Source organism: Variovorax sp. GW821-FHT09B01 (assembly GCF_059418345.1).
In genome coordinates, this window is record NZ_JBWKPQ010000005.1 from 120,094 (window position 1) to 140,137 (window position 20,044).

A 20,044-nucleotide genomic window follows, 5' to 3' on the forward strand; every position below is an offset into this window, starting at 1 on the left:
CTCTCCTTGTTTAACTCCTTGGATACCGAATCTTATCCAAAGCCTTACCTCTGGGATTTTGAATTTCGATCGTCGGAACGTTCCCAGATCCTTCTGAGCTTCCTGGACGAATGATCACTTTTTTACCGTCTGGCGTTGTACCCACGCGAATCCCATTTCCTTTCTCGCTCACGCTGTCACCATTGGGAAACATCCTATCGAAATCACCATTCGAATCTCCAATAGGATCTTCCGATGGTCGATCCCAGATTCTGGGGCCACCTCCTATTCGATCTCCGCCAGTTGCGCCAGGGACAGGGCCTTCGTTTGTACCATCTCCGCCGTCCGAGAACATTCGATCTCTGATGTCTTTGCAGGCATCGATTAATCGATTGAGCCCACCCGTCATTCGGCGAGCGAGTTCACGTTGCGCATCCCCGGTTGGGTTTGGTATCAAATATGGGCTACGTGGCCGATCCCATTTTTCAGCTTGCAGCCCTTTTGGATCGACGAATCTGAGCGGATTTCCATCAACATACCCGAACCGATTCCAACCTCCTGACAACCCGATCGGATCGCTCTGGGTGTAGCGGCCAATGGTCGGGATGTAAGTTCGATAGCTGTTATAAAACGTCCCTGACTCCGCATCCGCGTACTGCCCCGGATAGCGCAAGTTGAAGGTGACCGCCGTCGCCGAAGTCGCGCCCGTGCTCGGCACCGTCTCCGGCCCCGTGAACCGCCTAGCTGCCGTCGTCGGCTCCTCCTCCCCGAACGCACTGTAGCGCCACTGCCAGACCGGCTGGCTCGCATCGTTACTCAGTCGCCGTGGCGTGTTCAGGTGATCGCTGTGCACCGCGTAGGTGTTGCCGTTGATGACGGCGGCGATAGGTACCGGCCCATTGGCGCTGGGCAGATAGATGTAGCTCGCCTGCCCGGCGCTGTTCGCCCCTCCGCTGCCGACCTCCGCCATCAGCGTGCCTTGCTCATCGTAGACATAGGCATAGCCCAACTGTTCGGCTTGGCTTGTCGCCGGGCTCCACATCTTCGTGAAGAACGCTACCAGGCTGCCCCAGAACCCCGGATCACTTTCGTCCCCCTGGCTTGGCGGATACAGCGGCTCCGTCTTGAACACCCGCTGCCCCAGCGCGTTGTGCGCATAGCGCGTCGTCGGGCTGCTGTCCGTCGCTCCCGTGGTCGCCGTGCTCAGCCTCCCCTCGGCGTCGTAGCCGTAGCTGCGCAGGCCATCGCCCGTGAGGTCGCCGTTGGCGTTGTAGCCATAGACCACGCTGGTGGTCGCGCCGCCCGTGGTCTGGCTGAAGCCCGTGAGGCGATTTCCGTTGGTTGGGACGGTGTAGGTGCGGCTGGTGCTCAGTCCATTGACCACCCGCGTGCTGCTCGAGCGGTTGCCATTCGCGTCGTAACCGTAGATCGATGTGTTGGTACTGCTGCCGGCGATGTTGAAGCTCGTGATCCGTCCCACACTGCTGTAACCCACGCTCCAGGTGGTGTTGGCATTCGCAATCGTGCTGTGCGTGGGATCACTGTCCGCTGGACGGTACAGGTTCTGCGTCAGGCCTGTGATGCGACCCAGAACATCGTAGCTGTAGCTGCTGAACTCGGTGGCGGTCATTCGCCCGGCCGTGTCATAGCTGCGCGTGGCCTTGAGCTTCGGGTCGGTGCTCGTGAAGGCCCAGGTCCATCCCGTGGGCTGGCCCAGCGGGCTCCAGGTGAGGTTGCTCACCAGCGGCGTGCTGTTCCAGTTCAGGCCGGTGAGGCGGCCCGTCGCGTCGTAGACATGGCTCAGCGTGGCGCCCGTGGGGTACGCGATGCTTCCCAGCGTGCCGTTGAGGTTGTAGGCATAGCCGATCTGCTGCACGCTGCCATTGGCCAATGTCTGCTTCTTGAGCACCACGCGCCCGAAGGCATCGCGCGTGTACTCGGTGGTGCCGCTGCGGTCCACGATCTCCGACAGGTAGCCCTTGCTGGTGGCCAAGAGGTCGTAGCGCAGGGTGGTGGTCTTGCCGTCGGCGAAGACGAGGCTCGTGGGCCGGCCCAGAGCGTCCCTGTTGATGGTGGTGGCCTGGCCCAGCGCATCGACGATCTGGCTGGGCAGGCCCAGGTTGTCGTACTGGGTGGTCGCTCCGCCCGTGTCGGCACTGCTCTCGGCGGTAGCATTGCCCTGGGCATCGCGGGTGTAGCCGGTGACCACGCCCTTGAAGTCCTTGGCCTCCGTGACGGCATCGAGCGCGTTGTACTTGAGGGTCGCCGTGGTGTTGGCAACGTTCTTGATGGAGGTCAAGCGACGCAGACCGTCCCAGCCTGCGCTGGAAGTTTGGTATTGGCTGTCGATGCTGCGATCAAGGTCGCCGTTCGCGTCGTAGGTGAAATCAGTTCTCTGGTTCTGACCTAGGATCCGAGCAGAAACACGGTTGATGTTGTTAATCGTGCGCTGAATGTTCCAAACCACAGCACCCGTGCTGTCCTTGATCTGTTCGGCGGTGCGATTACCCATGCCGTCGAGCGTGAAGCTGCCGCTCTCGCCGCGATTGTTGCTCCAGCCGGTGAGACGGTGGGCCGGATCGTAGGTGTAGGTCAGCACCAGGCCCGTGGGCAGCGTGATGGTCTCGACGCTGCCGTAGGGCTTGTAGGTCAGCGTGGTGGTCTGCTGGCCGCCGACGGTCTGGGTCAGCAGGCGGTCGCGCGCGTCGTAGGTGTAGGTAGTGACGAGGCCGTTGGGTTCGGTCTGACTGGTGACGCGGTTGGCGAGGTCGTAGGCGTAGCTGGTGACGTGGCCCAGGGCGTTGGTGCTGGTGAGGACGTTGCCTCGGGGGTCATAGGTGTAGCTCGTGACAGCGCCGTTGGGCTCCGCGACCGTCTCGACCAACTGAGAAGCGTTGTAGGTCCACTGCCAGGTCTGGGCCTTGTTGGTGGCGGTGTCGGTGACGGTGCGGGTCAGGACATTGCCGACCGCGTCGTGGGTGAAGGCGGTGGTGCGGCCGGACTCGGTGATCACCACGGGGAGGCTGAAGGTCGGGTGCCACTGGGTGGTCGTGGTCTGGGCCTCGGGTTTTCCGGACGCACGGGTCACAGTGAGCGGAAGCCGCCGGGCCGTATCCCAGGCCGTGGTGGTAGTTGCTCCCCGAAAGTCCGTTTCCTTGATGACCAGGCCATTGGCATCCTGCGAACGACTGGCGGCGCCTCGCTTGCCATCGCCTGGAACCAGCGAGCTGGAGGCGACCGACAGCTTCCCCAAGTTGATCGTGTAAGAATAACCGCGAAACGTTCCCAAAGGGTCGTACACCTGGGCGGAATTCTTTGCCGGATAACTGACCTGGTACTTTTCGACGCCACCGGCCAGCTCCGTGCGGATGGCGCGCCCTGCACTGTCGTACGCAAAGGTACCCCAACGCTCACCGCTCTCGTCGACGATGCCCGTCAGCGCCTGGGGAAACGATGCGTTCTCGTAGACAAAACTGCGGGACTTGCCATCGGGATACACCACCGAAGACAGCCGACCGGCACTGTCGTAGGCATAGGAAATCACGCGCGCGTCCGGTGTGGTGACAGTGGCCACCTGACCATCGACGTTGTACGCAAGCGCAAGGGTTCGTCCAAACCCATTGACGACCGAGATCAGCTTTCCCGCGACGTCGTACGCGTAGCTGTTCACCCAGCCATTTCGCCTCACTTGCGTTTGGAGCAGTCCCGCCGCCGTGAAGGAGAACGTCGTGCCCTCGGGCTTCCTCTCATAGGTCCATGTTCCATCGCCATTCTGGACAAGGCTGTCGACTCCGTTGACCGGTACCCAGTTGCCGGAGCCGACAACCTGGCTGAAGTAGCGCTGACCATCCACGCTCGAGATTCTCACGAGGCCGGAGGTGTTCGGCACGTGCGCCTCCAGCACCATCGCATGGTTGTGCATCCATGCCTGGCCCATCGGCGTCGAGGCTCTGGTCGTGTCGAGCCCCCAATTGCTGCGGTATACACGGCCAAAGCTCAGCGCAGAAGGTCCACCATCCTCATAGTCCATCTCAAAGCGGAATTTTTCGGCCGTCGCGGGGAGGATCGGATTCCCCACGGACTCCCCTGCCGCGGCCGAATCACTGCCCAAATCAATGGGACACGACTGCGCCTCGGCGGCCAGGCATTGGCCATTCGACTCCAGATACCCCGAATTGCATCCGCAAAAATTCGTTCCAGGGATAAGCGTAGCGTTGGCGGGGCATGCATATTTCTCCCACTCGATGTTCATGAGCGAGGAGTACCCCGGTTGCATCGGAATCATGTGGCATTCCCAGACCCCGTTGCTGGCTCTCTGCACGGTCGTCACATAGGAGGGCGCCCGCAATTCCATCGGCAGCGAAGCGACTCGAATCGGCAGCCAGTACTCACACGCGCCGATTGGCGACGACGACCAGACGACCGTGTTTCCCGTCGCGGACCCCGAAAGGTCGACAGTCCAGGCCACAGGGTATGCCTTGAACGTCGCCCAGGCATGAGAGGCGCCCAGCGTCAGCAGAAGAAGCAAAGCGCATCTCCGCAGCAGCAGAGAGTACTTCCGGTACATCGACACATCCCCTCCTCGGCCCAATCGATGGGCCTATCCCATTCAATATCTTGCAGATCACCCGATGCCAGGAACTCTCGGGCTCTCATCGCTCTCCGTCGAGCGCGACAGGTCTACCGCAGCCACACCCAGCTCTCTGGCGAGTCCGACGCACAGAGCGTCCTCCACTGGGAGAAACCATCATAGGCGGCCCGGGGATTCTTGCGAGTCCATGTTGCGCTCCGTTGACGGATCTCTGGCGCACTCCTGTGGATGACCCAAAGCTACCACTGATGAATTCTTGACAACAACAGACCGCCTCAGGCGCAGCTTGGGCCGCAAGCGCGATTCGCCGCTGATCTCTTTCGTCCCGCCGTCTTTCCTTATCGAGGATGCAGGGGAATGCTTCGCGGTGTCGCCTTCCCCACGACATCACACTGCAACTGCGCCAGATGCATCGGGCACCGGCCACCGCAGATCGCAAAAGCGGACTTTTTCCGGTGCGATGCGCTCGGCAATCAGGCAGATCGCTCGGCCCGAGCAGGCTCAAGCAAAGGCAACGGCAGCCCTGCTCTGCGGCCACGGACAGGCCCACTCCAAAAACGTTCTCAGGCATCGTCATCGCGCAACCGTCGTTCTCGACCCGAAGCGCCCCCCTCAGCGTAGAGGCCGCCCGTGACGTCAGGCCCAGCGGCCTCGCGCGGGTAGCGTACGGGCCGACAAGCGAGCAGACGGGCAGATGGGCCGGCCGTCCAGGAACAAACGAATTCACGGCGGATCGCGCGTCTCGGGGTCGATGAGGTGCAGAGGATCGCCTGCATCATCTCTAGACTCGGCCAGCGGTTGATTCGCACTGTCCGCGAGAATCAGACTACGGGAATGTCCGCGCCCACGCCAACATGCGCCACAACTGAAGAGCTCCATGTCAGACGGCCCGACTTAGCATGAACGCATGAACATGCTTCCTCGCATTCGTCGCGTGTGCGCGCCTTCGCCACGAGCGCCTGCGCCTCCGAGGGGCCCGTGGCCCAGGTCACAGCTGGCGGACATGTCGCCAAACCAGCAAGCGCTCTCGCATTCAAACAGAGGTAGCACGCCGTCTGCCCCATGAGTTCGGCCGGCGCGGAGCGCTCCAACCACAGGCCAGTCCGCGCGAGGGTCCTCACTTGCCATGGACTTTTCGGTCGCAGAGCGACCAACCTTACTGGACGAACCTGATTTCATTCATCGCGGACAACGCGACAGGTCTCTTCAGGATCACAGCCTCCCGATCATCGTCCAGAGGGTCGACCTGCGACAGCTCTCCGAAGCTCACGCCGCTGCGCAGTTCGATCGCCTTAATGGGTACCTGCACCACTTGTCCCAGGTGAGGCGAATGGAAAGCGCCGTACACGAACTCGTCGTCGCCGTGCGCAACTAGGGTGTCCGTCTGATCCATCTCGTAGCCTGTGGCGCAGAGCTCGCCAGTCTCATCGTGGATGAAAGCGATCACCTTCCAGAATGCCAGCGGGATGCGTACACCATACTGCTCCGGGTCCTCGTGCGAGAAATACGGACCGGTGAAGACGGAAATCTTCATTCCATCCTCGCGCGCGTTTCGCAATGCGTAGTCCTCCAGCGCCAGCCAGATAGGCGAATTGAAGGCTTGCATCTGCGGTGTCGCGTTCGTTACGTGCATCGAGTCCGCATTTCCACGTCGAGCCGATGCTGCGTCACCCCAGGCTGGGTCCTCGCGGCGCGTCATGTGCCCCCGACTGAAACGCGGAGGATCTCCATAGCATTCACCCATGATTTGCAGCTGCCGAGGTATGCGCGGATCCCATTTCCAGTCGACGCGCGATGTCTTACGCGACTGCGCCCCATCCACGTTGACGGCGCTGAAGATACACATGCGGCGGCTGCGGCTCATCACGACCGAAAAATGCTCGTAGCGCAGTTCGCTCGTCAGGTCGTCAAGCCCCGGAAACTGGAGCACGTCCTCGGTGTGGTGCACGATGGTCGGAAACTTCACCACATACCCATCGCCACCGAGGAAACCGGGATCGTAGCCCCGGCGATCCAGATAGTCGGAGACGACCGCTTCCGATATGAAGCTTTCTGCCGTTTCCTCGATCGCATCGCTCGACGAGCCATTGACGACACGCTGGAGCGGTGCGCCGACCAAGATCCGGTTAATGCACTGACGCCAGGCGACGTAACGGGCAAGCAGGATGCTGAGGTCGGCAGCGTCACGCAGGTCACTGCTGCGCTCCGCGAGCAAATGGACCACCGGCCCAAGGTCGGATGCCTCGTCGGCCAAACGCAGCACTTGCAGCAAATCTCTTGGTGCCTGAAGCAGCTGCGACTTCCGGCGCGCGAAGAGACCCGGGCGAGGGGCAAAGCTTACGTAGGCCGCGAGTCGCTCGGTCACCGGCGATGGCTTCTTTCCCGTACTGGCCTGCATGCGTGCCAGCGCATAGCCGATGGGAACAATCCAATCTTCGTCCCGCGCGGCGAAGAACTTGCGCAAGCTCTGTAGCGCAGCGTCGCTCGGATTGGCGATCAACCGCTCCAGGGTTTCCTCGAGCAGGTTCGCCAGCGACGGATGTTCGACTCTTATCGGCCTTGAGGAAGTCTCGAGCAAGCCAATGAAATCGAGCCAGGAGATGTCCACATCCCTCAGCAGCGGCGAGAGCGTTGCAAAAGCGCGTTCATTGGATTTCGGGTGAGCCCCGAGCAGGGCGCGCAACTCGGCCGCGGAAAGGCTGGGGGCTGATCGCCGCCACGCCCCTTCGCGATGGCTGCGCAGCCAAAGCTGCGCAGCCGCGCGGCTGCAATCGCGCCCGAAGACCACGGCCGTGCGCAGCGCTGCAATGTCGGACGGCGAGGAACAAATCGGCGCATCTTCGAGCAACTGGACCACCATCTCCTCAACGCTTTGCACAGCATCGTGGTTCACCAGCCGGGCATAGGCCAAGTCCTGAATCCAGGCCCGCAAAGGCGCATCCTTGACACCCCGCCAGTCCATGAGCACAGGAATGGTCGCTGGGTCCAGGTCTCGGCGAGCACCGACGAAGAGGCTCTCGGGGAGGAATCCGCTGAGGCCTTCGGCGCGCGCGCGCTTGAAACGCGCCGCAAATGCCGCGTGCGCCTCCCATTCAGCATCCCCAGAACCCCTGTCGAACGTCATCCGGTCGGACCATCGCCCCGACTTGATCATCAAGACGCCCATAGCCGGATGCCGGTATCTGGCGTCATCCGACATGCTCGTGCGCGACGCCAGATCCACCACGATCGGCTGGATCCGCGACTCGTTGAAGCTTCCCAGTTGCTGGCCCGTGCGAGCGATGTGGTCAAAGGCAAGCGGCGGCGGAAGCTGCTGCAGCAACGTTGGCGCCAACAACCCCGTCGCCGTGCGACTCATCAAGTAGCTGCGCTGCTCGCTGTCGCGCTCGAGATCGTCCGCGGCGCCGAGCAAATGCTCGGTCAGCTCGGGTTGCCAATCGCGGTCGATCCGCGAACAATCCTCACCGGCCAGCAGCCGGTGGTAGATCCATTCCGCATAGAAAGCCCAGTCGCCAGTTCGCCGATGCAGCTTCTCGTAATATTGGATCGCCGCCAGGTTCACTTGCTCGAAGCTCGGTACTCCGGGCACGGTGTGACGCCGCATCATGGGCAGGGTGCGTGCGCGCAGATCAGGCCGGTGGCGAACCACGTTCGCACCCGCGGCTTCCACCATCCACACCTCGCTGGACAACGCCCGGAACAGCTGCTCAGCGCATGCGGGATCGACGTTGCACAAAGCGGCTAGTGGGTCTTGAATGAGTGCTGGCGTGACACGCCGGAAAATCAGCCCTGGCCATGCGAGGCGGCGCACGTCCTCGTCGCGGATATGACTCAGGATACGCCGCTCGTAGAGCCGCCCCACGAAGTATTCGTTCGCGGCTTCGCCACTGCGGCCGATCTCGTGCGCCAATTCCGCACGCTTTTCCGGTGGCGTCTCGCGCAGGAGTTCAACCGCGACGCGCAGCGCCAACGGTTCGCGCCGCTCGGGCGGATCGTTCATGCGCCCCGCGATCTCCCGCCCCCATGTCTCGTGCCAACTGTCGGGCATGAGCCACTGCCCCAGCTTTTGCACCATCAGCCTGGCATCCTTGTGCAGCAGCGGCGCGAGCCTCAGGTGTCGACGTTCGGAGCGGTCCCCTTCGCTCGTTCTCAGCTCCGGAATGTCAGCTCGACCCGATGCCACGATCTTCAGTTCCTCGAATACCTGCTCGTGTTCACCACCGGCCAAACGTCCCACGAACTCGACGATCCCCTCGATCGACAAGGGATCGTATTGCACCACTTCCATGGTATCCAGCACCAGCACGAACGGCCGGCTGCCCCGAGTGATCTGTGTCCGGACGATGCCCCGGAAGTCCTGAAAGGGGTCGACCTTCATGTTGGGCGATGTGCTGGACATCTCGTCGCGCAGGTTGGCTCGAAAATCCGTCAAGACCTCTTGCCAATCGGAGGACTGCAGCGACACTTGGCGCGCGACCTCGGCTAGCAAGGCCATCGGATTTCTTGCCTGCAGCGCGCCACGATCAAAATCCAGATAGGCAAACGGAAAGGGCCGCTCCTGTGACAGCGCATGGTCCAGCGTGAACTTCGCGATCAGCGTCGACTTCCCCAGTCCCCCGCGTGCCTCGATGAAAAACACCGACTCGTCGCGCAACCCCACGAACGAAGCGGCCCGGCGCACGTTGCGGTGGACGAACCGACTCACCGATTCATAAGTCGACTTTGATGCGAGCTCATCCACAAAGCTGCGCAGCTGTTGCAGTTCGTCTTCCCGGCCGACAAAGCGGTCCTTCAGCGGCGCACCTTCCCAGCCGCCGCGCTGGCCGATGAGGATGCGCAAGGGCTCCAGCAACTCTGCAAAATCCCGTAGCCGACGTGCGGCAACAAGCGTTGGCCCCTGGTAGGGCACCTCCTGCAAACACTCGAGCGCCTCCACAGCTGCGCGCACCTCACGCGCAGGAGCGTTCTGCAACCTCCCCTGGGTTCCCGTCAGAAAACTGCGCAACCACGCCGAGGGCAGACGCACATCGTCAAGACTGATTTGGTCGAATTTCTCGACGTCTTGCCTCGATTCTTGCGCCAAGATTTCCTGGAATCGAGACATCCCGACGGCTGCGTTGATGACGCTGGCCCGCGCCCTGTTGGTCAACATCAGACGCCGTTGACCGCCCACCACCACCACGGTTGAGTGGGCGAGCAAGGCACTCTGCTCGGATGCGCTGTCTGGAATGATGGGTGCATCGCCAGAGCCGACGCGTGAAATCTTCACATCGAGCGACAAACCAAGCGGCGCCAGCGCGAAAGAATGGGAGATGGCCGCACGGATCGTGCCATCGGAGAGAGGCAGGTCGATGCTTCCTTCGGGCGCAGGCTTCGCAGGCCTCGTAACCATCGTCCTCAACAGGCCAATCAAGCGGTCGTCGACACGTGTGCCAACTTCCGCCAAGACGGCGCGAAGCCGCGCTTCGATGTCCTCTGCAGAGTGATTGCCGACGTTTTCCATGGCGGTCACCTTTGCTCTCCCGGCTTCTCGAAGTGCGTTTTGAGATACCCGACGATTTCCTGCAGCGCCTCAAGACGCGTTGACGGCTCCGCACATGCCTTCGAACTTTCTGTTGTGAAGTTGACCAGCTTCATCGCATTTTGGACTGACACCTCTGCGCCGCTGCCCAGATCCAGGCTGTCGACCAGCGCAGATACGCATTGCTCGACCTCGTCCCTGCCGACTTGACACTGATCGAGCCGTTCGGGCTCCAACAAACCGTCCAGGAAGCCAGGCCGCCATCCCAAGAACACCCAACGCAGCCGGCGCAGTTCGCTGGCGATGGTTCCCTCCTCCGCACCCACGCCCAAGAGACGTGCAATCAGCTCCCGCACTTCCGAAGTCACGCTCTCCTCACTGACATCGTCCAGCACGATCCATACCTTGCTCCAGAGAAAGCGTTGCTCGACCCTCGGCGCGGCGGACGCGGCCAGTTCGAGATCCGATCGGCTGGGTTCGAATCCGCGCGACCGTAAAAGATCGACAACTTTCTTGGCCTCCTCCACCGCATCTATCGAGTGAACGCGGGTTGCCCCCAGCGCCTCGGCGAACCACTTCGGCAGTTCCCTTGAGGACCAAAGCGCGAGCTTGTCGCCATCGCCATCCTGCGGCAGCCGATCCGAAGGGCGTGGGGGCAGACGTTCGAGTGCGGCCCCGCCAATGCGCAACTGGTTCGCAATGACGAGGAGCATATCTGCGGCGCTGTTGGGAAGCGGGTTCTCTGCCTTGTTGAAAACAACGAGCGGTTCCACCATGCCGCGGCGAGCCGCACGCAGGATGCTGGAGGAAAACGTCTTGCCGCTCTTCGGGCGCAGACCTTCGACGACAAAGGCTCGCTGGACGAGTCCGCCCGGCTCGTCGCTGGCAGCCTGCGCAATCCATTGGAGGAACGGCTCGCGACCGAGAATCACCTTTGGCTTTTCATTGTCTCCAGACACGCTCCACAAGCGTGAAGCCGCGCGCGGTGCGTCGAACACCGCATGCTCCAAGCATCGGTGAATGTGGTCGAAACGGATCGCCTGGTTCAACGGACTGCCAGGCCCCGCATAGCGCGCATTGTGGACGCCGACCAGATTGAATTGGTGGTTGAAGCAGGGAGCGCCGGACGTTCCCTCTTCGGTTTCGGTGTCGTATCGAATGCGGGACTCAGACGCATCCACACGCACATAGCGCCCGAAATCGATCTGCTGCGGTTGCCCGTACGGATGCTGGGGGATGATGATGCGATCATCCGTTGCCAGTCGCCTCGCGACAGCGGGCAATAGTTCACGGTCGTCTACCGGCCACAGATCGAGCCACCCGCGGCGAGTGCCGCCACCAGCGTAGCGTGATTGCTTGCCCACGGGCACCGCAAGCCTGATGAGAACAAAGTCGAGACGCTTCTTCGCCTCATCGATTTCGTTTGCACCCGACGGATCGAAGAGGCCATCCTTTGGCAATTCGTCCGAGAACGTCACTAGCCAATCCGAAGGATGAAAGTCCACGCGGCGCACGTTCGATGGGAGCGCTTCGTCCAGAGGATCACCGATGGGATTGCCGTCCAGGTGGTCAAAGAAAACACAGCGCTGACCCGTCTCCTGCCGATTCGCCTGGCCATCAACGATGTGCCCCTTCAGGACATGGCGAGCAGTTAGTACAAGGTCCGGCCCGACGAGAAAGCCCGTACCCTTGCTCACTTTTCGCCCCCCTCCATCCTTCAACTCGACACCCACCACGCAGATCCAGCCCTCGATGTTTCGCAAGAAGTCCCGCAGATCGGGCGATCGAAGCGTGTTCGCGCGTTTGACGATCGCGGCCTGCTTGTTCCAATCCTCTGGGTTCGTCAGTGGCGTCCTTGCCAAGGATTCCAGTCTGAAATGGTTCACGCCCTGCTCAAGCTTCGAGTTTTTTGGATCGCGCTGAACCAGCGCGTGCATGAGCTGTTCAAGGCGCCCGCTGCGCGCATACGTTTCAACTAACGCCTGCGCCAATGCGGGATCATTCAAGTCCAGCTTGATCAATTCCTGGGGATTGGGAACAACCTGCTGATCCGCGATGACCTCGGCCAACAAGGCGGGCCGTACGTGTTCGGCCACGAGTTGCGCAAGATGCGGTCTTAGTGCGGGTTCGATCTCCATCGGGCTATTCCCTCCAAAGGCGCGAAGCCGGATGCGCATGCAGTGCAGCCGCCTTGAACGCACGATTTCCATGCACCGGGTGGCCGTGGTAGTGCAGCGCCGCGACCCCGGTCTTTCCGAACTCGAGGACGCATCCTCCCGAGTAGCCACCGACGGTCGAGGCGTCGTGCCACAACACGCCGTCGGTCGCGTCGACGATCTCCAACACCCTGCCGACGCTCACGCGCTTGCGCCCGTCGGGCGATCCAAAAACAGCCATGATGTCCTCGGGAACTTTGGGCACCGGACCAGGATGACCCAGGACATAGACGTATTGCGGTGGGGCGGCGTCACTAGAAATGGCCAGTGGCACGGGCGGCGACTCGTCGATTGCCGCGGCGCGCACGCGCAATACCGCGACGTCCAAGGGATCGGCCTCCTGCGCAACGAAAGGTATGTCTTCGATCTCGTAGATCATTTTTCGGGATAGGCCGTTGTCATAGGCAAAATCGATCACCACCTCGATGTTCGTGCGTATCCGTGCTCGCGTGGGCTCATCGGAGCGTCGGCTCGCCAGCAGCATTCCCGAAGGCGGAAACAGCACATGGCGATTGGTCAACACCTGGTCCGGCCCGACCAACCAAGCTGTGCCCCTCACTTGGGCGGGTTCGTTCGACGACCGGTCGCGCGCCATGATCGCCCCCGTGGCCGATGCTGCCTTCAACACCCGTGCTTCGTGCATGTTGAGAAAAGTGCGCCAAAGCCCGGATTCCGGATGCTTTCGATCATCGATCGCTTCGATGTTGTTTTCCACCCGCAAGGCGGGTCGGCCGCGGGTGCGAACAACGGCCTCGAAAGCGGTGAGCTCTTCATCGCTGGCGCTGCTGGTCGACGCTCCATCACCCAGCCGCGCCAAGAGTTGCGCGGCGCGCTGCACGAGCGATGCAGCGAGCATGTCGACCTCGTCCGGCGCTCCTCGCACGGGCGTGAGCACCGCCACGGGCGGTGGCGAAGCGCCGCGCGCCGCACGCAGTTGAAGCGCGATGGCCCGGCGATCCCGGTCGTCAGGTGCGCCGCGCCGCTCGGAGCTCGCACCCTCGAGCGCACCGAGGGTCGTGCCTTCCGACCCTCGTGCGAACCACCAGCGCAACCGCGCCATGGACGCATCGAGGCGCTGATCAACTTCTTCGCCAGCCATCACGCCCGCTGCCTACGAGGATCGCGTAATGCCTGTGCGGTACACAAGCTCGATGCCGAAGATCGCGTCAAACTGATCCGCATCGACGATCCGTTTGTCGAAGCGCACACCCGTCATTACTGCGATCTCGGCGATCGGCTTCATCGACGGGATAAACTCGACTGTGGGCACGTACTCGAATTCGACCTCGTCGAGGTCCTGTTCCAAGACAAAACCGAACGCCGCCAACTGGCCGTCCATCCTAGAGACGACCACCTTCCAGAAACGCGCCGGAATCCGAGAGCGCAGCGCGACGCCCGCATCACCCACGCCATGAAAGACGCGGTCATTCGGATCGAGCACGGGACCCGCGAAGAGGCAAAGGCGTTCACTCTCCGCCTCCGATAGGATCTGGTTTTCCAAGTCGCCCCAATTAGCTTCGCCCTTGGCCGACTGGTTGTAGCCGGAGACCTGCGGCGAGCAGTTGGTCACATGGTAGGAATCCCCATTCGCGCGCCGCAGCGCCGCGTAGGTCTTGCCCCAGGCCACGTCGTCTCTGCGCACGATATGCCCCTTGTCGAAGGCCTTGCGGTCCTTGGTAAGGAACACGTCGGGAATCTGGTACTTCTCTTCCATGCGTGGGTCGATGAACCACTTCTCGACGTCATTCTTCCCCAGGCCCGAGAGTCCGGCACGCGTATAGAGCTTTCCGCCCTCGGGCCTCCGCAGCTTCGGCTCCATCGTCACGTTGGAACCCGTCACCAACGCCAAGCGCCGCTTGGCGTGCATCCGGATGGAGAAGTTCTGATATTGCAGGATGTCTTCGCCCATGCGGGTCGGTGCAAGGACGCGAGGGTCGGCCGCGGTGGGCATCGGAACACGAAGAGTCCCGTTTCTGGAGCCATCCGGATCGAGGAAATTTTCGTCATAGCCGGCGCGATTGGCGTAGCGCGTGTCGCGGTACGGTTCAACCATGGCTTCCATCGACTCGGCATCGCGCACTGTCGCGACCGCTGCCCCGGTGGAGGCCGGTTCGCCGCGCACGACGTCTACCGACCGCGTCTCCCCCACCATCACGGTGACGATGATCGGGATCTCCACGCGCAAGGTCCCCGCCCCCGCCCCTATCCCGGCGCCCGGCGCGCTGAAGCCGGCGGATGAATCGCGTCGCGCATCGCCGTCACTGTCGGCGCCGCGCGAATTCGTACCAGCGTCCCCGTTTGCCCCGCTCACGCTTTCGCCCGCATCCGCGCGCACCCACCAAGCGGCCCAGTCATGGACGCCGGTCGATGGCGTACCCGCGAAGGTCACGCCCGCCTGCGTCACCCGCGCATCCTTCGAAAGCTCTAAGGACGGAACCGCGTAGTTGCGCTCCTTGTAGCGACCGCCAAAGTGCAGCGCCAAGACCGTTCCCGTCGCGAGATCAAGCACAGCCGCGCCCGAACAACCACCCAGCGTGGAGCTGTCGTGCGTCGCAGCGTTCACAGACTTTCCGAAGCTTCCGGTCTTCACGCCGCCGTGCAACTCACCCGGCTGCAGGCGCTTGATGCCGAATCGCCCGCTGTACACCTGCTGCATGTCCGCTGCATCGTTCCGCGGGTCGAAGGCGGGATAGCCGATCACGGCGATATCGTGTCCATCAAGGTCGCGCGCGTCCTCAAGTGACAAGGCCAGCCCTCCCCGGGCCGACAGCCCGTCGACGGCCAGCAGTGCCATGTCCCAGTAGGGATGCACCATGAGGACGTCTCGAACCCGGAAAACGGTGCCCGCCGCGTTGCTGCGCTCTCTCAAGAAGTCGATGCCGGCACGCGCGCCCGGCCTGAAGCCCAGATGCTTGCCGGTACCGACGCCCGTCGCGAAGATCTCCGCCACGTGCCGATTCGTCATCACGAGGCCTTCCCCCACGATGAACCCCGTGCCGCCGTACGGCAAACGCGGATGGCCCGGCAGCTCAATACGGCCGATGGACTGCAACGCCGCCTCAATGCGGCCGCGAATTTCCGCATCGCTCGATAAATGGGCCCATAGAGGATGCGAACTCGTGAACGTCCCCTCTTCGATATCGATGGCGGGGCGCAGGTCGGCGTCAATGATCGCCTCGAGCGCATCGATCTGCGCCGGCGCCAGCGATCGCCTGCGCTCGATGTCCTCGATCGCCGAACGAGCCGCCGTAAAGATGCCATCGTCCAATAGTTCCCGTGCACCGACGGCCTCGAGGCCGGCACGCTCGCTGCGGTAGACAGCGATTCTTTCGATCGCCCCGTTCAGCCCCTCGAGGCCTCCACGCTTCCTTGCAATCATGCGCGTGTAGCTGGCAAGGCGGTCGGAATCACTCATCTTCTCGGTCATGGCCGCACACTCCTTTCGGCGGCTTTCCGCCAGTAGCGTCAGAGATCGATTGAAATGTCGACGATGGCACCCGGCGCAAAAACCATGGGGCGCAGGGACGTCGTGATCTCCTGCCCCTGCGCATCGACGCCCACCACCGCGACCTGATAGACGGTGTCGGGCTGCAGCTCATGGCCACCGCTTTGCGGAAAGCGATCCACGCGACGAAGCATGAGGTCGCTCACCGAGTTGCGCGCAAATGCAATCGTTCCCGCAATCGGTGCCGGAGCGGGGTGTCCAGCGCCTGCAAATGCGCTGAGCGAGCCCAGCGGCAGAACTGTGACCTGCACCGCACCGACGGCCCGGACACGCCGGACACGCACCGCGAGCCACGACTTGTCACGCGGCGGCCGTTCGCCGAGCGCCTGGTCGCTGGCCTTGCTGCGGTAGCCCAGTGCCCTCATGACGTTGTTCACCCCTGCACTGCCACCCGCCAGTATCAGAGCCGTGATGAACTTGGACAAGGGGCCCGAGGCGACAGACGAGCCTTTGTATACCGCAAGGAGGCTGGCCAGGATGTCGACGTCGAATACGTGCACCACGACCACCGAGGCCGAGACCATCACCAACGTCTTGACGCCCGAACGATTGAAATAGATGAGAAACACCCGCCAGGTGAAAAGCACCGTGAAGGCGCTCTCCAGCAGCACCGCGATCACGAACAGCTGCGTCAGTGCCGCAGCCGACTTTTCGTAGATGGCCGGATTTCCAAGGGCCATGGGATTGGCCTGCGGGGCGGGATCCGCAAAGGTCAGGGACGGCAGCCAGAAGAGGATCACGACTGCAGCGATCCTTGTGAGCAGACGCATGGGATCCTTCTCCCAATATTGGTCCCGAAAGTCTAGATCGGCAATCGACGATTCCAATACCTCAGAAGAGTGATGCAGGGCGCAAGAAAAAGGGCTAGGAAAGAAATGGGCACGGGGATGGCGACCAATACACCACATTGCGCCCCTGCGCGGAATAGCCCACCGAACGGAATCGTCAGCCGTTGTCCAGTCCCTATGAGCTGGAGATAAAAGGGTGTCCACGTCGCTCCCCCAACAAAACAGGCCATTGCTCGCGACTACTTTCTCGACTGCTTTCTTGTCCGCTCGCGGCGAATTCCTCCAGCTCCGGTTTCCGGTAGTCTCCTGCGCTCGACGCATCTGCAGCGGGCCCTCCTGATGTGGCGATTCATACATTTCCCACGATGCCCAATGCTCATCCCTCGCGCAGAGGATCAGTCACCGCCAGATGCACCCACGAATGACCCACGTCCTCCGGGTAAAAGCCCTTATCGTCCGAACAACGCATATTCAGGGACGCATAGGCGCCGATCACGACACGGGGCTCCGGTGACGATGCTGTCCGCGCCCATGCCTGATGGATCTCTGCGTGCGCGACCTAGCCCTGCTTGTCAGCGACACAACAAGACCGCCCCTGTCACCACTGCGCGCTCCCACCACTCACTCTCACCGTCAGCTCGATCAATCCGGGCGCCCCTTCCCTTCGAAAGCATCGCGCGACGACTGGCACCTGGCGTAGAGAACTTCGAAGCACGGCTCTACCCAGACCGCTATGCGGGTCTTATCAATGAGATCGCCGGTCACAAGAAGAACTGGATGCTCGCCGCGAACAGGAAGATCCGGCCCGCACGCGAGGATGAGATGCGCCGAACGTCCCTCTGGTGATGGGATCTCCAATATCGAAGAGTAGGCGGACAGTCGCTACACGCCCTGGCCCGCGAACGGTGTGACAGGAAAGAAAATCTGCACGCACGTTCACCTCATCGTGCCCAAGGAACGGCCGAGCACGCAGACGCAACTCGTCCTCATCAATGAGATTCCCTATCAATGCTCCCTTGGCGTACAGAAAAGCCCGCATCGGGATGCGGACTTCAAAGAGGTCTGGCACCGCGGGGCGAGCGATCCTGCAACATCATCTTTTGCAGTCGTATCCGGCGAATCCCTGGTGGTGAACGCGTGCAAGATGGGCAAGGGCCGCCCCCTGCTACGCGAAGACGTGGAGGACGCGATCGACCAGACTTTCCCCCGACGCTCGACGCCTGCGACTTTCGCATCCGTTCAGCTGGATGGAACCGCACAAGGCGACCGCGGTGTGGTGCTCTCGGCGAGACCCTGCACACGGCCGCGGCCGTAGAGCGATGGCCATCATGGCCCTGCATCGAGGCATGCCCATGGGCACGTACGGGTGGTCAGCTCGAGCGAGAAAACCGATGTTCGGTCAATTTAGAGCGACGCCCGGCTGAGCGGAGTCGGGCCAGATCCCGCGATGCCGCATGATTGAGGCGTCCTCGGGATCAAGGGCTCCGTTCACCTCCACCGCCTTCGCGCCAGATGCTCGCGAATGTCAGGCCCCAGGGACCTTCCTCAGCGCGGGGCCCGAGCGACCTGCAGGGCCAGCACGCCACGGAGCTCTTCGATGGTGCTCGGCGGATCGACGCGATGGAGCATCACGTGACAGTTGGGACACACTGGCCGCAGATCCCGAACGGGATCGACTTGGCGGGTCCTCCCTTCTCCCGAGGCCAAGGTCGCCAGATGGTGCACGTGAATGAACCCCTCGCCCCTCGAGCCGTAGCGCGTCGCGAAGTCCAGGCCGCAGACCTGACAGCGTGCGCCATAGTGCGCAATGCAAGCGGCACGTGCATTCGGATCGCGTTCGTAGGCATTCAGCAGCACCGGTGTCCCTTCGCCTTCGAAGTATTCGTCCGGGTACAGGCGACTGGCATCTGAGTCCGCCTGGCCTGCGTCGACATTCGGCGGCGCCTCGCCCTCGGCCCCGAGTTCGTCTGCTGGATCGGGGGCAAGCGCCGTTGCGAGGTCCACGGCGTACTCCCGGAACCATCGGTCGATATCGTCTTGCGTCGGACCGATGCACTGTCGCTTGAAGCCACGTTCGGTTTTACGGCGCGTCTCAAAGTCTTCGATCAACGCCACGGGCACATGCGCGGCCTCGAGGCGAGGGCCTCGAGGATCGCACCGATCGATGCGGCGAGCGTCTGCCAAGCTGTCCGATGGATACCAGACAAAAACCGCCCGAACGCTCCCGTACCTTGCGTGCTGCTTGCGATGTTCGGAGACCCTCGGGCCCGAGCACTCGAGCAGGCAGACGGCCCCGAGCTCGCCATTTACCGCGCTCGCACGGTCTGCGTGCCTTGGCACCCCGCGCCAAGCATTTTTCTCGTGCACCGCCTTGAAGAAAGGTCTCATTCTTGCATCCCCGCTGTTCCAGAACAGGCGCCGCTTCGACGAGAAAATCGCCCCTGCGCTCCCGCACGTTCACTGTCAATGGCTTGCTGGTGCCGAGCCTCCCGAGTTCCACCTGCGAGCCTACTTCGCGACTTTCCTTCCAGACATCCACCTGCCGAGCCACCGGCCGGCCGAGCACTGGTGATTCCCATCAGGTACGACACCGCCTGCGGCGTGGCGTTGGACTCGACAAACTCAAAAGCACAAGCGACGCCCCGCTTGGGCAAGATACCCGCGCACGTGACATTGTCAAGATGCGCTGGCTGGGCCGATTCGAGGATCGACTTCGGTATGGCGTTGATCACTGGTTCACGTCGGCGATGACCCGGTTGGCCAGATCGATGCGAATGTTCACGCGCAACTTGAAATGCTCGACCTCGGCAATGGAGGTTTTCTCCGCCGCCTCGAAGGCGACCGGCCCGAGACTCACGGACAGCACGAACTTGCCTTGTATGCCCGCGATCACCCTCCTGCGAAGACCTCGGGCCCGCCTGGCCGCTGTGTAGTCATAGGCTGGTATCGATCGTCCACCGGTAGCTCCCACACCGTCCGAATGGGAGTTGGCACCGATATCGGCCGTCAGAACATGAATCGTATGCGCGATCGTGTTGCAATAGTCAATCAAGACATCGATCTTTTCACTTTTGGCTTGCCGGATGACTGCTTCGGGCACCAGCACTACCCTGACAAGCTCCAAGCGCTTGCCTTCCTTGGTCTTTGTCTCGCGGTCGGTTTCAGATCGCTGGCGATGCTGGTATTGCGTATGGAGCCTTTCGAAGATCTGGGTTGATCGCAGGATGAACTGCTTCAGGTCCTCGCGCGCAACGCGACGCGACCAATGATCAGCCTGAGGTTCTGCATGGGTTGTCCTTGGCCACAACGGAACGGGATTCGATCGCTTCAAATTCGCACAGGGCAATCGTCGCCAGCGAACAGCCGAGCTGGGCCAGGAGCGGCGCTCGGCTGCGCTTGAGCGAAGGCAGATCGAAAGCTAGCGCCCGCGCCAGGCGCTGTCGC

The 20,044-nt window shown here is 62.2% G+C and carries 8 protein-coding genes; all 8 read right to left on the reverse strand.

Features of this window, described 5'->3' with window-relative positions:
- Positions 1–10 precede the first annotated feature (10 nt).
- Positions 11–4,507: an RHS repeat-associated core domain-containing protein gene (locus tag AC07RV_RS17455; protein WP_492713719.1), complete on the reverse strand. Its 4,497-nt coding sequence runs from the start codon at positions 4,505–4,507 to the stop codon at positions 11–13.
- A gap of 1,219 nt (positions 4,508–5,726) precedes the next feature.
- Positions 5,727–10,073, reverse strand: coding sequence for a DNA/RNA non-specific endonuclease (locus AC07RV_RS17460; protein ID WP_492713971.1), 4,347 nt, complete (start codon positions 10,071–10,073; stop codon positions 5,727–5,729).
- 5 nt (positions 10,074–10,078) lie between these two features.
- A complete protein-coding gene (locus AC07RV_RS17465) occupies positions 10,079–12,229 on the reverse strand; it encodes a trypsin-like serine peptidase (RefSeq protein ID WP_492713721.1) in 2,151 nt (716 codons plus the stop codon).
- Between the two features lie 4 nt (positions 12,230–12,233).
- Complete coding sequence (locus AC07RV_RS17470; protein WP_492713723.1) at positions 12,234–13,406, reverse strand: trypsin-like serine peptidase; 1,173 nt, start codon at positions 13,404–13,406, stop codon at positions 12,234–12,236.
- 12 nt (positions 13,407–13,418) lie between these two features.
- Positions 13,419–15,734, reverse strand: a complete 2,316-nt coding sequence (locus tag AC07RV_RS17475) for a DNA/RNA non-specific endonuclease (protein ID WP_492713725.1) — start codon at positions 15,732–15,734, stop codon at positions 13,419–13,421.
- 38 nt (positions 15,735–15,772) lie between these two features.
- The gene (locus tag AC07RV_RS17480; protein WP_492713727.1) at positions 15,773–16,582 is read right to left on the reverse strand and encodes a hypothetical protein; all 810 of its coding nucleotides are present in this window, start codon (positions 16,580–16,582) and stop codon (positions 15,773–15,775) included.
- A gap of 1,563 nt (positions 16,583–18,145) precedes the next feature.
- Positions 18,146–18,715, reverse strand: a complete 570-nt coding sequence (locus AC07RV_RS17485) for an HNH endonuclease (protein ID WP_492713729.1) — start codon at positions 18,713–18,715, stop codon at positions 18,146–18,148.
- 613 nt (positions 18,716–19,328) lie between these two features.
- Positions 19,329–19,907, reverse strand: a complete 579-nt coding sequence (locus AC07RV_RS17490; protein ID WP_492713731.1) for a hypothetical protein — start codon at positions 19,905–19,907, stop codon at positions 19,329–19,331.
- Positions 19,908–20,044: the final 137 nt, after the last annotated feature.